Raw genomic sequence first — 13621 nt, 5'->3', positions numbered from 1 at the left:
ATATAGGAAAAAGCGAGGCCGCCATCTGCGGCAATCCGGATTGGGGAAGACCATGGCACTTGCAACGACGATGCGTCCGCTTGTTTCTCTCGCTTTACCTCAGGAGGGTGCGCTGCGCCTGGCAACGCAGCTTTTGCTGGCGATCGCCGGAACGCTGCTTTTGACCCTGTCGGCCAAGACGAAAGTCGTGCTCGGGCCGGTCGACATCTCGATGCAGACGCTGGCCGTTCTGCTGATCGCGACCGCATTTGGCCTGCGGCTTGGCGTTGCTACCCTGCTTCTCTACATGGCCGAAGGCGCCATGGGCTTCCCGGTCTTCCAGAGCACGCCTGAAAAGGGCATCGGCATCGCCTACATGCTCGGCGCAACCGGTGGTTATCTCGCCGGCTTCGTCGTCATGGCGGCCATTGTCGGCTGGGCCGCCGATCGCGGCTGGGACCGCCACCCGATCAAGCTGTTCAACGCCATGCTGGTCGCCGAGATCGTCATGATGGCCATGGGCTTTGCCTGGCTGGCCACAATCATCGGCGTGGAAAAGTCGTGGCAGTTCGGTGTCCTGCCGTTCATCCTCGGCGACCTGATCAAGGTGGCGCTCGCCGCCAGCCTGGTGCCGGCGCTCTGGTCGCTGCTGCCGAAGCAGCCCTGAAACTGGACAACAGAACGAGCCGGCGGGTCCATGACTCGCCGGCTTTTTGTTGTCACGCGTCCACCAGGATGGCGTGAAGCCGGTTTGCCAAATCGCCGCGCCCATTGCATCGTCAGCCTGTGGCCGGTCAGTCAATAGCTTGTGGCCAGTCGGTCAAAATTGCCGCGAGGCGGCAGATGCAGGTCAACTCGGTGCTAATCCACGGCCGAGTTTGAATTGACAAGCCTCCGCACGAAACCTAAGCACGGTCAACTTGATTTCGGGCGGGGGCCTGGCAATTCAAGGAGAGCTTGTTGAAAGGTATCATCCTTGCAGGAGGCAGCGGGACGCGCCTTTATCCCCTGACATTAGCGATCTCTAAGCAAATTCTGCCGATATACGACAAGCCGATGATTTTTTATCCGTTGAGCGTCTTGATGCTCGCGGGGATCAGAGAGATTCTGGTCATTTCGACACCACGCGACTTGCCGATCTTTCGGGAGTTGCTGGGTGACGGTTCGGAGTTCGGGCTCGAATTGTCCTATGCCGAACAGCCGCAGCCCAACGGACTTGCCGAGGCCTTCATCATCGGCCGCGACTTCATCGGCAAGGACAATGTGTCGATGATCCTCGGCGACAACATCTATTTCGGCGAGGGCCTGTCGCAGCTCTGCCGCGCTGCCGCGCAGCGGGAAAGCGGCGCGTCGGTGTTCGCCTACCATGTCGAGGATCCGGAGCGCTATGGCGTGGTGTCGTTCGATAGGCTCAGCGGCACCGCTTTGACGATCGAGGAAAAGCCTGAGAAGCCGAAGTCCAACTGGGCGGTCACTGGCCTCTATTTCTACGACAATGAGGTCGTCGACATTGCTTCGACGATCAAGCCCTCGGCGCGCGGCGAGCTCGAGATCACGGCGGTCAACAACGTCTACCTCGAGCGCGGGCAGCTGCATGTGCATCAGCTCGGCCGTGGCTATGCCTGGCTCGACACCGGCACGCATGACAGCCTGCATGAAGCCTCATCCTTCGTGCGCACCATCGAGCACCGCCAGGGCATCAAGGTCGCCTGTCCTGAAGAAATCGCCTTCGAGCAGGGGTGGCTGTCCGCCGACAAGGTGCTTGAGCGCGCCACGCGCCTGGGCAAGAACGAATACGCCGCCTATCTGCGCCGGCGTGTCACCGAGCTGACGGAGAATTAGAGTGGACGTCAGGCAGCTCGGACTCGACGGCGTGCTGGAGATCGTGCCGACGCGGCACGGCGATGCGCGCGGCTATTTCATCGAAACCTGGAATGCCGAGCGCTTTGCCGAGGCCGGCATAGACTTGGCGTTCGTCCAGGACAATCACTCCTATTCGGCCGCCGCGGGCGTCGTGCGGGGGCTTCACTATCAGCTGCCCCCACGCGCGCAGGACAAGTTGCTGCGTGTGATCATAGGCAAGATCCTGGACGTCGCGGTCGACATTCGCCGCAGCTCGAAAACCTTCGGAAAATGGGTCGCGCTCGAAATATCGGCCGAGAAAGGCAACCAGATTCTGGTGCCGAAGGGTTTCGCGCACGGCTTCGTCACGCTCGTGCCGGACACCGAGGTTCTGTATAAGGTCACCGACACCTATTCGCCGGCGCACGACCGATCGATCCGTTTCGACGATCCCGACATCGGCATCGATTGGCCGTCGCCAGCCGGCGCCTTCGAGCTCTCGGCCAAGGACCTCGAGGCGCCGACGCTTGCCACGGCCGAGGTGTTCGCATGACGCGCGACGATGTGAGGAGAGCGCCATGAATTTTCTGGTGACAGGCGGTGCCGGCTTCATCGGCTCGGCGGTGTGCCGGCATTTGTGCGCCAATCCGGCTTATCATGTGACCAATCTCGACAAGCTCACTTATGCCGGCAACCTCGCCTCGCTGCGCACGATCGAGAATGCGCACAACTACAAATTTGCGCAGGCCGACATCTGTGACGAGCGGGCGGTCCTCGACATCCTCCACCGCGACGAGATCGACGTCGTCATGAATCTCGCCGCCGAAAGCCATGTCGACCGCTCGATCGACGGACCCGGCGCCTTCATCGAGACCAACATCGTCGGCACCTACAAGGTGCTGAATTCGACGCTCGAATATTGGCGCGGCCTGGGTGAGGACAGGAAAGCCCGCTTCCGCTTCCACCATGTCTCGACCGACGAGGTGTTCGGAGATCTGCCCTTCGACGGCGGCATGTTCGTCGAGGAAACGCCTTACGCGCCGTCCTCGCCCTATTCCGCCTCGAAGGCGGCTTCCGACCATTTGGTGCGGGCCTGGCACGAGACGTACGGCCTGCCGGTCGTGCTCTCCAACTGCTCGAACAATTATGGGCCCTATCACTTTCCCGAAAAGCTGATCCCGCTGGTGATCCTCAACGCACTCGATGAAAAGCCGCTGCCGGTCTACGGCGCCGGCGCCAATGTGCGCGACTGGCTGTTCGTCGAGGATCATGCCCGCGCCCTGGAACTGGTCGCCACCAAGGGTCAGCCGGGTGAGAGCTACAATGTCGGCGGCAATTCCGAACGCACTAACTTGGGCGTCGTCGAGACGATCTGCGACCTGCTCGACCTCAGGCGTCCGCGCAGGGGCGGCAGGAGCTACCGTGATTTGATAAGCTTCGTCACCGATCGCCCCGGTCACGACCGCCGCTATGCCATCGATGCCTCCAAAATCGGCCGGGACCTTGGCTGGGCGCCGGCTGAGAGTTTCGACAGCGGTCTTGCAAGGACGGTCGACTGGTTCCTCGACAACAAATGGTGGTGGGGGCCGATCCGCGAGCAGCGCTATGCCGGCGAGCGGCTTGGCCAAGTCCAGTCCCGGGCCCAGGTTGAAGGCAGGAAGGGCGCGGCGTGAGGCTGGTTGTCACCGGACGCGACGGTCAGGTCGCCGCCAGCCTGCTGGAGGCCGGGAAGGCGCGCGACGGCATCGAGGTCATCGCCGTCGGCCGGCCGACGCTCGATCTGGCGCGGCCCGACACCGTGTTCGACGCGCTCGCGGCAGCGCGGCCGGATATCGTGGTGTCGGCCGCTGCCTACACTGCCGTCGACCAGGCCGAGGACGAGCCCGATCTCGCTTTCGCGGTGAACGCCGTCGGCGCCGGCAAGGTCGCCGAGGCGGCGGCTCGGCTCGGCATCCCTGTCATCCATCTGTCGACCGATTACGTCTTCGACGGTTCGAAGGACGGCGCCTATTTCGAGACCGACGCCACCGCGCCGCTCGGCGTCTACGGCGCCTCCAAGCTCGCGGGCGAGCTGGCGGTGGCAGCCGCCAATCCACGCCATCTGATCCTGCGCACCGCCTGGGTCTACAGCCCGTTCGGCAAGAATTTCGTCAAGACCATGCTGCGCCTGGCCGGCGATCGTGACGAGATCGCCGTGGTTGCCGATCAGTGGGGAAATCCGACTTCGGCGCTTGATATTGCCGATGCGATCCTGCATGCGGCGGCGATGTTGCGCGGTGACTTTGGCGGCTACGGCATTTATCATCTGGCCGGCACCGGCGAGACCAACTGGAGCGGCTTTGCCCGTCATATTCTCGACACCAGCGCGCGGCACGGCGGGCCTACCGCGCGGGTGCGCGACATCGCCACCAGCGACTATCCGGCCAAGGCAAGACGTCCGGCCAATTCGCGCCTGTCGACGGCGAGGTTCTCAGCCATGTTCGGGTGGGCCGTGCCGGAGTGGCACGTTTCTGCCCAAATTGTGATCTGCTGCCTGGCGGAAGGGAGTTTGGGACTTCGACTACGAGATGGCGCCACGGATTTGTTTCCAGAGCCCGCTCCTAGTGGTCTGACGTCGGTCAAGGACAGTCTGCAACAATGAAAAAGCCAACACGCTCGCCCAAGAGCAGCGGTCCGCAAAAGACCGTGGAAACGACGGATGCCGGTGAACAATTGCTTCGCCAGCTCTACGGTGCCCATGACGGCAAAGTCTCGGACAAGTGGTCGATTTATCTCGACGAGTATGATCGGATGTTTTCGAAATATCGAAATCAACCGGTCCGGATCCTCGAAATTGGCATCCAGAATGGCGGCTCACTTGAGATATGGGGCAAATATTTTCCCCGCGCAGAGGTTATCATCGGCTGTGATATCAATGAGGCCTGCGGTCTACTGAATTTCGATGACAAGCGGATCAGCGTTGTGGTCGGCGATGCCAACGCCGATGAAACGCAACGCCATATCCTTGAAAAATCCGGGGCATTCGAGATCGTCATCGACGATGGCTCACACAAATCTTCGGATGTCGTGCAAACCTTCTCGCGATATTTTCCTCATCTTGCCGACGGTGGGGTATTTGTCGTTGAAGATCTGCATACGAGCTACTGGCAGGACTTCGAAGGCGGCCTCTACGATCCGCTGTCCTCGATGTCGTTCTTCAAGCGACTGCTTGACCTGGTCAACCACGAGCATTGGGGACTGGAGCATAGTCGAACCGATGCCCTTATGGCCTTCGCCAGCCGCTACGGAATTGCATTCGATGAGACTACGCTGGCGTCCATCCATTCCATCGAATTCCTGAACTCGCTCTGCGTCATAACCAAACGGCCGCCCTTGGAAAACGTGCTCGGCCCCCGTTTTGTGGCCGGTCGGAGCGCTGTCGTTGTGCCAGACATCCTGACCGTGGATGGCGTATCCGCCCCCGTCGCCAACGAGGCCAGAAATCCATGGTCCCTTCAGTTGGTGACAATCGAGCGGGAGATTGCGGAAAATCGGAAAGCAGTCAGCCAACATTCGGCACAACTGCGGGAGCTTGCCGATCAAATCGCCCATGCGCAAGAAAACATTAGGGATAGCGAGGCCGAAGCGGCCCGCGCGAAAGCCGACGCCGCAGGCGTGGCCGAGGAACTTCAAGCTCTTGAGACGCAGCACTCGGCTGCACATGCAAGCTACAGCTTGTTGCTCTCCGACCGCGATCATGCCCGCTCTGAAGAGAAGCGCCTACGTGATGTTCTCGACGCCGTCTATGCCAGTAGTTCTTGGCGCCTGACTCGGCCGTTGAGAGGCTTGAGGCGCGGTGCAGCTGCGCTTGCGTCTGCCAGCAGCATTCTCAAAAAGAGAAAGTCAAGCGATGCGACTGAAAGTCCGGCCATGGCACGAGGAATATCTGACGGAACCAATTGGGTAGGGATGAGTGCCCCGTCTTTTGAAGCGTTGTCGGCCAACCTCGACGAAGGCACCTCAAGATTGGCCGAGATTGAAGCGGACAATTCCAAGTTAATAGCATTTTATCTGCCGCAGTTTCATCGCATCCCTGAAAATTCAGAATGGTGGGGGCCAGGATTCACTGAGTGGACCAATGTATCTAGAGCGAAACCAAACTTTGACGGGCATGTACAGCCTAATATCCCGCGCGAGCTGGGGTATTACGATTTAGAAAATATAAATGTGATACGAGAGCAGGCCGAGCTTGCGAAATTATATGGTATAGGCGGGTTTTGTTTTTATCACTACTGGTTCAGCGGCCGGAGAATATTGGAGAATCCGGTTCAAAATTTATTGGAATCGGACGTTGATATAAAATTCTGTCTATGTTGGGCCAACGAAAATTGGACGAGGACTTGGGACGGAGATACCAAAAGCGTCTTGCTGGCCCAGGAATATGCTGAAGGGGATGCGCAAGCATTTTTTGACTCGATTGCCGATGCTTTGTCCGATGAGCGCTACATCAGAATTTCAGGCAAGCCATTGCTGCTGGTCTATCGCGCCAAAGCGATACCGAATCCCAGCGAGTGGTTTGAGATCTGGAGGAAGCGAGCGGAGCAACAGGGTTTCCCCGGTCTATATATTGCCGTTGTGGACTTCTACGACATTTCAAACCCAAACGAGGTCGGCGCCGACGCTTTGGTGGAATTCCCTCCGCACAAGTTTAACGGACCTCAGAGTCGACCTGATGTGCTTCCTCGGATAACGAACTCTGATTTTGCCGGGGGAATTGTCGACTACCAAAAGGTCGTCTCGCAGAGTGCGCTTCGCGAGGTACCGAGCTTCAAGCTCTTTCGCGGCATCATGCCGTCTTGGGATAACACGCCGCGACGACAGAATACGCCGACGATCGTTGTGAATTCCAGCCCATATCTGTACGGCGCCTGGCTTAGGTATTTGCGGGCATACGTCCGTACGGAATCGCCTGATGAGGCAGGAAGGCTTATTTTCATCAACGCATGGAACGAGTGGGGAGAGGGGTGCTACCTGGAGCCTGATCAAAAACATGGGCTCTCATATCTGGAAGAAACCCTGAAGACCTCATTCCGTATCAAGGGCGCGGAAGGTGAGAGCGAGATCGATGGCGCCCGATCATTGCTTTTTAAAGCACTGAAGCAAGCATCCGCAGGCGGAGAATCGCCTTTCGGTTTAGATCCGGAAGCCGAACTAGCATCATATCATGCTCCTAGTGCGTTCGCCCAGAAAACTGCTTTTGAACTTCGAAAATGGCCAAAAATACATAAGGTTGCGAAGTTTGCCTATATTGTCTCCATGAGACTAGGGCGTAGAAATGTCCATTAACGCGGCAATTGTAGCGCACTTTGATCCCAATGGCAGATTTGAAGATAATTTTGTCGAACTTATTGCCTGCCTCAGGACGGAGTTTTGTAGAGTAATAGTTGTAACTACAAGCGAAATTGGAGTAGTGAAAGAAATACCTGGAGTTGAAGTTGTAAGAAGACCAAATATTGGTTATGACTTTTATAGCTATAAGGTTGGATTGAATAAACTTCTTAGTTGCGAACGAATTGATCGAATAGCTCTGGTAAATTCCAGCATCATCCTCTTGAATGAGGATGCGTTTGGTTCGGCCCTCCATGAGATGCTATCTATGTGCGGCTCATATGACGCTGTTGGGGCGACAAGCTCGCTGCAGTTCGGCTGGCACATGCAGTCTTATTTGATGATATTTGGGAAAAGTGTATTAAAATCAAAATGGTTTCAAAGTTTTATTGAAGATATTAATCCTCTGAATAGCAAGATGGATATGATCTTCAAGTATGAAATCGGGCTATCGGTTGAATTGGTAAGAAATCATGCTCGCGTCGCGACGCTTTTCAACCCTGCCTCCCGGGCCGACAAAAATTGGACGCACGTTGCTGCGGGCGCGATCGCGCGACAGCTTGGGTTCGTGAAGATGGAAGTCTTGCGGGACAACCCGCACGGGATCGATCTTCAAGCGATACGCGAAGTCGTAAGCGAAGAGAGGATGAAGCAGGTTGAGCAGATGGTAGAGCGAGCGAGGGGGCACTACCAGATCGGACCCGACAATCTGGTCACTTTGAGGGGCAAAGACGTTTCGCCGCTTCCGGTGATGAAAAAAGTTCGATGGAAATTGCCGCGCCGAAAGGGCGTCTCAACAGCGGTGGTCATCCATTTATATTACATAGAAACGATAGAAGAAATAAAGAAGTATATTGAAAATATAATATTGCCGACCGATATATTTGTTACGACACCATTTGAAGCCGATGTCGTTCCGATTGTGAATGAATTTTCCAAGCTGGGCGCTAGCGTCTCGGTATATGTTACAGAAAACAGAGGGCGTGACATCGGGCCGTTTGTTGCGCTCTATCGCTCTGGGGAACTGGACGGATATGCAGCCGTCCTCAAGGTGCATTCGAAGAAGAGCACATACAGCGACCAGGGCAACCTATGGCGCGGTATTCTCTTCCGTAGCTTGGCGGGTGATTCTCTGACTGTCCTTAGGGCAATTGAGCTCCTGAAGTCGGGCGAGGTCGGAATTGTTGGACCTCACGCTTACTACCTCACAGACCTTAAATATTGGGGCGCAGACCGCAACCTTGTACGTCACTTGCTTTTGGGGATGGGTTTACTTGAAGCGGAGGACGAGCCGGAACTTGGTTTTTTCGCTGGCTCGATGTTTTGGTTTCGTCCTGATGCTCTCCGCCCGCTGCAGGCGATTGATGAGGAGATGTTGAGGTTTGAACCGGAATCCGGAAAGCAGGACGGTACCTTGGCGCATGCCATTGAGCGGGTGTTTTGCGCGATGGTGCGGAGCGTAGGTTACCGTGCAACCAGTGTTGCGTTGAAGGGCCGGGAAATTCACGATACAGAGACGGAGAAAAATGGTGTTCCGGTTTTGTAGGGTGGATACAGGGGATGGAAGTTGCGAGTCTGACCTCGTTCGCTAAGAGGTTATTGAGTGTAAATCGAAAGCACCTTAGATTTTTTTACATGCATATAGGTAAGACCGCCGGCTCGGCGGTCAATCATATGCTTAGAGAGCATTTTGGAAGCCGTTTTGTTGACCACATAGAGGTGGATATAGATTGGAAAAGGCGGATAAGTGAAGACTACGAATGCTTATCTGGACATCTACATTTCCAGTTGTTCAAGCAAGCTGCGAACGATAAGCCATTTAGATACATTACAGTATTGCGGGAGCCGATATCGCAAACTCGGTCACATCTTCACTGGCTACGTCTTTTAGGGACAAATCTTGACCTTAGGAAGGATACTCCTCCACATATTCTAAAGATCAGCGACGCACTGGTTGATGTCGATCTCAACGATCCCAACCATGTCTACAATTTTCTGATGAAACAGGACGACACGTCGGTCGATCGCGTCCGTCTGCTAGACAATGGTCAATCAAGGTATTTTCTCCCGGGATATACGGACCGCAGGTTCGATCACGAAGACCTTGTGACCGCGATTAGATCAATGGCTCAGTTCGATTTCGTCGGAGTTCACGAAGACACGGTTGGGGTCGTGGCGGGCTTAAAGAAGGTGCTTATGACCGATGCGGATCTGCGGCTTCCTTATGCCAATGTGCAGGAATACGATCGAAAGTTCGATCGCGAAACGTGGCGGAAAACCTTAGGCGACTGGATCGGCTATGATTGCGCGCTTTACGAGGTTGCGCGGATCAGGGCAGGACATTGACCTGTTCCGACGGACGCCGCAGCCAGGACCAGAAAACGGCGGCTTGTTGCTGAGTTTCATGGGCAAGATATCCAAATCACGATGGTGGTGACAGAACCGTCTTGTCAGTTCGAGCATCCGGCTTCGTGGTAAGAGATTCCGTTCGACCGCCTTTGAGTGTCAGTTTTTTTGTACATACGCTTTCTATCAGGCTCTCATTGTGGCTGGCCAAAACAATGATGCCCGCCTTTTCCGCAAGTTCGTCCATGCGTCTTTTGGCCTTGTTCTGGAAAGAGGCATCGCCCGCTCCGATCCATTCATCCATAAGGAGAATCTCTGGATCGAGCGCAGTGGCCATCGAAAAGGCAAGCCGCGCGGCCATGCCCTGGCTGTATGCCTTGAACGGCACGTCGATGAAGTCGCCGAGCTCGCTAAAGGCAATGATACCCTCCATCTTTTCCTCGATCTCGGCTTCCGTCCATCCGTTGATCAGTCCACGCAGGACAATGTTCCTGCGACCTGTGGCCTCGCGGCGAAAGCCAATGTTGATGTTGAACAAGGCGTCAACTTTGCCGTCGATGGCAATGCTTCCTCCGGAAGGTTCGTATATCCCGTAGAGCACCTTCAGGAGAGTTGTCTTGCCGGCACCATTCGGGCCGACGAGACCCAGCCGATCACCCGCCTTCAGTTCGAGACTGATGCCGTCAAGCGCTTGCACAAACTGCTTCCTGCCAGAGCTCTCAATCCTACCGCCTGTTGCGCTCAAACGGTTATCCGGCGCGGAAAGCGTCAGCTTTTCGCGTAGCCTGTAGACCAGACTGACATTATCCAGCTTGATAGAAACCATCGAAAACTCAGATCAGAAATACAACTTGCCTGCGGTATCGGCCAAGGAGCAGCAATGCAATTGCCCACACCGCCAATGATATGATGCCGGTAACGGCAAAAGCGCGGATCGGCAGTTCGCCGCTGAGGATCGGGACACGAACCACTTCCAGGAAATACGTGAACGGGTTCCAGTGATATGCATATTTCTGGATGCCGGCCTGTCCATTGTATACCCAGAAAACAGGTGTGAAGAACATGCCGACCCGCATCATGTTGCCGACAATGAACTCGCTGTCAGGAAAGAACGCGCCGGTAAAAGCGAAGACCGTAATAATGGCAGGAGTGGCCAACAGCACTAGGAGCAGACCAGCGAGTGACCACAACCACGATGGCATGGGCCACGAGCCGCTCAGGAGTAGAATGACGACACAACCTGCAATCGCATAGCCCGCGCGAATCGCGGACTGCACCGTCATCCGCATCACATACACAAACAACGGCAGCGTCGTACCTTCGATGAAGCTCTCCTCGCGCTTGAAAAGCGATACGCTCAAGGGGATTACTTCCATGAGGTAAGACCAGACCATAAGGCTGATAGCGACATAGGCCGAATACCCTGCGGCATCCTTGCCGGCTGGCTGGAATACGAAAACGAACGTGCCCACGAAAGCGACGTAGTTGACCAGAAGCCAAAGCGGCCCGAGCGTCGTGCGCCTGTGCTGGTCGCCGATGTCCTCATGGGCAAGGTTGATCCAGACCCGATGCAGCCTCATAGCCTTGCTGATATCGTCGAGGGCGCCGTTCAATGCCAAAATCATTGTTGGTATCGCAATCCGTTCCTGGTCGCTTCGTATGTCCGATGGCCACATGAGGCGAGGGACATTTCATAGCCATTGCGACGAGCGTATGGCAACTGATTGCGGCTTAGTGAAGCCCAGCAATATCTTGAGACCAACCATTAGCAATGTCTTTTGGACCTGTACAATTGTCCTGAAAGGCCGCAGTTCAGCCAATTGCGATTGGTCCGGAACAGCCGCATTCACCTTTGATCACATATTCGTCAAAAACATCTGGCGATACCCCCGACTCCGCGCTATTGCGATAGCTGGGCAAGGGACTTGGGATTTGCAATCTGGAGTGGTGACGGATGATGTTCCATCCGGCGCCTGTCTGGTATTGATATACCCGCGCCTGGAGTTCAGTACTACCCAATGACATCCTATGTACAAGTCGTATCCGGACTTCGGCCGAAGATGCGGCGCGCCATTATAATGATCCAGGACCTGGTCATGGTCCTGGTTGCGGTGGCGCTGAGTCTCGGGCTTTCGCAGTCGAGACTTTCATTCGATGCGCTCTCCTGGCCGGGCCTGGCGTGCTGGGTGAGCATTGTTCTTCTCAGCCATATCTTGTTTCGCTATTGCGGCCTCTACAACACCGTTTGGCGTTTCGCCTCCACGCCGGACTTCTTCAACATTCTGAAGAGCTGCGCGATCCTGACCGTCACGCTCTATGTCGTCTCGCTGGCGGTTCGATCGTTTCAGCCGGTGACCGGCCTCAACGAGCGCCAGTTCATCGTCTTTTTCCTCGTCTCCTTCACCATCATATCGGCGCCGCGGCTTTACTACCGGTTCCTGCGTGACGGCGCGAGCTGGCGAATCCTGAGCCGCAATGCGAGCAATGTGGCGATCAAGCAGGCGCTGTTCGTGGGCAGGCTCGGCGAAGCAGACGTCATAATCCGGTTCACGCGCGCGGCAGAGCCGGCCGAATATTCCATCGCCGGCATCATGGCCATCGAGAACGGCGCGCCGCTGGGCAGGCAGATCCAGGGCGTCCCGGTGGTGGCCGTGCGGCCCCGCCTGGTCGAGGTCCTGGAAGAATATGCAAGAGGCACCAAAAGCCTCGACATGCTGATTTTCGGCAATGGCACCGAACGCGAGATCGAGGAGTATTCGGAGTTGGTCCGTGTCGCCCGTCACAGCGGCATCGCCGTCGTCCAGTTCTCCGGCGTCTCGGAACTCGGGCAGGGCGGGAAGCTGGTTCTCGACGCTGTCGAAATGGAAACCATCCTGCGCCGTTCCACGGTTCCTTCCGATATTGAGCGGATCGGCGGCTTTGTCGGCGGCAAGCGCGTCCTGGTCACCGGCGGCGCCGGCTCGATCGGTCGCATCCTGGTCAAGCGGTCGCTGGAACTTGGCGCCGAGGCGGTTCTGGTCGCCGATATCTCGGAGTTCGGGATTTTCCAGCTGGACCAGCAGGTCGAGGAAAAGGATCATGCTCGGCTCAAGAGCCGCATCGTCGATGTCACCGACCGGCGCCAGATCACCCGCGTGGTCAGCGATTTCAAGCCCGACATCATCTTCCACGCTGCCGCGCTCAAACATGTGCCGCTGCTCGAGGAAAACTGGGAATCGGCGATCCAGACCAACATTTTGGGTACCCTTGTCTGCGCCGAGGTTGCCGCCAAATGCGGCGTGCCGCAGTTCCTGCTGATTTCCAGCGACAAGGCGGTCGATCCGACCTCGGTGCTCGGCATGACAAAACGCGCCGCCGAGCAGATCGTCTCTTCACTGCACGAGACGCACGCCATCGAACCCAATGGCCGTCGTTCCGGCACCAAGTTCATCGCCGTGCGGTTCGGCAATGTCTTCGGCTCCAACGGCTCGGTCGCCACCATCTTCCAGGCGCAGATCGAGGCGGGCGGTCCGGTCACCATCACCGATCGCCGCATGACCCGTTATTTCATGACGGTGGCCGAAGCCGTCGATCTCGTCATCATGTCGGCGGCCGACGCCGAGCGGCGCCAGAGCAAGGACGATTACGCCATCTACATGCTCGACATGGGCAAGCCGGTGCCGATCCTCGAAGTCGCCGAAACCATGATCCGCATGGCCGGCAAAAGCCCCTACACCGACATTCCGATCCGCTTCACCGGGATCAGGCCGGGCGAGAAGCTTCACGAGGTGCTGCATGGCGGCGATGAAGAGATCGTCGCACTCGACATCCCCAAGATCTTCGGCCTGCGAACCGATGTCGTGGGATGGTCCAAGGTCCAGGTTGCGCTGACATCGCTGCAGGCGGCAATGCGCGACCAGGACAAGGCCGCAGCGCTCGCCGTCATGGCCGGGCTTCATCAGGCCGAACAGCCTCCAGCCGACACGCACCGGGAAACCATTGCGAAAACGGTCGGACAAGCGGGTTAAAGCAATTCCAGGAAAAGTGTGAAGCGGTTTTTCCGTCCGGAATTGCGTACAACAAACAAGCTGTCCTGATCGACCGGGAT

General features: G+C 56.8%; 11 protein-coding genes. 9 read left to right on the top strand and 2 right to left on the bottom strand.

What is annotated here, in order from left to right:
• The first annotated feature begins 52 nt into the window (after window positions 1-52).
• The 8 genes from ACWGTI_RS08040 (at window position 53) to ACWGTI_RS08005 (ending at window position 9534) form a co-directional block, all read left to right on the top strand.
• Complete coding sequence (locus ACWGTI_RS08040) at window positions 53-646, top strand: biotin transporter BioY (RefSeq protein ID WP_454586612.1); 594 nt, start codon at window positions 53-55, stop codon at window positions 644-646.
• A 293-nt stretch (window positions 647-939) separates the two neighbouring features.
• Window positions 940-1821 carry a glucose-1-phosphate thymidylyltransferase RfbA gene (rfbA, locus tag ACWGTI_RS08035; protein ID WP_454586611.1) on the top strand — a complete coding sequence of 294 codons (882 nt, stop codon included), beginning with the start codon at window positions 940-942 and terminating at the stop codon, window positions 1819-1821.
• A 1-nt stretch (window position 1822) separates the two neighbouring features.
• Entirely contained in the window at window positions 1823-2374 is a 552-nt protein-coding gene (rfbC, locus tag ACWGTI_RS08030) for a dTDP-4-dehydrorhamnose 3,5-epimerase (protein WP_454586610.1), read from the top strand.
• Between the two features lie 25 nt (window positions 2375-2399).
• Window positions 2400-3494 carry a dTDP-glucose 4,6-dehydratase gene (gene rfbB, locus ACWGTI_RS08025; RefSeq protein WP_454586609.1) on the top strand — a complete coding sequence of 365 codons (1095 nt, stop codon included), beginning with the start codon at window positions 2400-2402 and terminating at the stop codon, window positions 3492-3494.
• Window positions 3491-4462 carry a dTDP-4-dehydrorhamnose reductase gene (rfbD, locus tag ACWGTI_RS08020; protein WP_454586608.1) on the top strand — a complete coding sequence of 324 codons (972 nt, stop codon included), beginning with the start codon at window positions 3491-3493 and terminating at the stop codon, window positions 4460-4462. Before rfbB ends, rfbD begins: the two co-directional genes overlap by 4 nt.
• Window positions 4459-7146 carry a glycoside hydrolase family 99-like domain-containing protein gene (locus ACWGTI_RS08015; RefSeq protein ID WP_454586607.1) on the top strand — a complete coding sequence of 896 codons (2688 nt, stop codon included), beginning with the start codon at window positions 4459-4461 and terminating at the stop codon, window positions 7144-7146. Before rfbD ends, ACWGTI_RS08015 begins: the two co-directional genes overlap by 4 nt.
• Complete coding sequence (locus tag ACWGTI_RS08010; RefSeq protein WP_454586606.1) at window positions 7136-8734, top strand: rhamnan synthesis F family protein; 1599 nt, start codon at window positions 7136-7138, stop codon at window positions 8732-8734. The genes ACWGTI_RS08015 and ACWGTI_RS08010 overlap by 11 nt, the downstream gene beginning before the upstream one ends.
• Window positions 8735-8748: 14 nt before the next feature.
• Window positions 8749-9534: a hypothetical protein gene (locus ACWGTI_RS08005; RefSeq protein WP_454586605.1), complete on the top strand. Its 786-nt coding sequence runs from the start codon at window positions 8749-8751 to the stop codon at window positions 9532-9534.
• Window positions 9535-9610: 76 nt separating this feature from the next.
• Here the strand turns inward: ACWGTI_RS08005 and ACWGTI_RS08000 are convergent, their stop codons facing one another.
• Together ACWGTI_RS08000 and ACWGTI_RS07995 are read right to left on the bottom strand one after the other, a co-directional pair.
• Window positions 9611-10360: an ABC transporter ATP-binding protein gene (locus ACWGTI_RS08000; protein WP_454586604.1), complete on the bottom strand. Its 750-nt coding sequence runs from the start codon at window positions 10358-10360 to the stop codon at window positions 9611-9613.
• Window positions 10361-10367: 7 nt separating this feature from the next.
• Window positions 10368-11159, bottom strand: a complete 792-nt coding sequence (locus ACWGTI_RS07995; RefSeq protein WP_454586603.1) for an ABC transporter permease — start codon at window positions 11157-11159, stop codon at window positions 10368-10370.
• Window positions 11160-11552: 393 nt separating this feature from the next.
• On the opposite strand from ACWGTI_RS07995, the gene ACWGTI_RS07990 reads away from it, so the two are divergent.
• Window positions 11553-13541, top strand: coding sequence for an SDR family NAD(P)-dependent oxidoreductase (locus tag ACWGTI_RS07990; RefSeq protein WP_454586602.1), 1989 nt, complete (start codon window positions 11553-11555; stop codon window positions 13539-13541).
• The last annotated feature ends 80 nt before the right edge of the window (window positions 13542-13621 follow it).

It is taken from the genome of Mesorhizobium sp. ArgA1, from assembly GCF_053714375.1.
Note: the sequence above shows the minus strand (reverse complement) of the source record. Positions and strands in the feature narration are given on the sequence as shown.

Bases quoted from the DNA above. Each gene is read 5' to 3' on its own strand.
- ACWGTI_RS08040 (WP_454586612.1), top strand. From the start codon at position 53: ATGGCACTTGCAACGACGATGCGTCCGCTTGTTTCTCTCGCTTTACCT.
- rfbB (WP_454586609.1), top strand. From the start codon at position 2,400: ATGAATTTTCTGGTGACAGGCGGTGCCGGCTTCATCGGCTCGGCGGTG.
- ACWGTI_RS08015 (WP_454586607.1), top strand. From the start codon at position 4,459: ATGAAAAAGCCAACACGCTCGCCCAAGAGCAGCGGTCCGCAAAAGACC.
- ACWGTI_RS08010 (WP_454586606.1), top strand. From the start codon at position 7,136: ATGTCCATTAACGCGGCAATTGTAGCGCACTTTGATCCCAATGGCAGA.
- ACWGTI_RS08005 (WP_454586605.1), top strand. From the start codon at position 8,749: ATGGAAGTTGCGAGTCTGACCTCGTTCGCTAAGAGGTTATTGAGTGTA.
- ACWGTI_RS08000 (WP_454586604.1), bottom strand. From the start codon at position 10,360: ATGGTTTCTATCAAGCTGGATAATGTCAGTCTGGTCTACAGGCTACGC.
- ACWGTI_RS07995 (WP_454586603.1), bottom strand. From the start codon at position 11,159: ATGATTTTGGCATTGAACGGCGCCCTCGACGATATCAGCAAGGCTATG.
- ACWGTI_RS07990 (WP_454586602.1), top strand. From the start codon at position 11,553: ATGACATCCTATGTACAAGTCGTATCCGGACTTCGGCCGAAGATGCGG.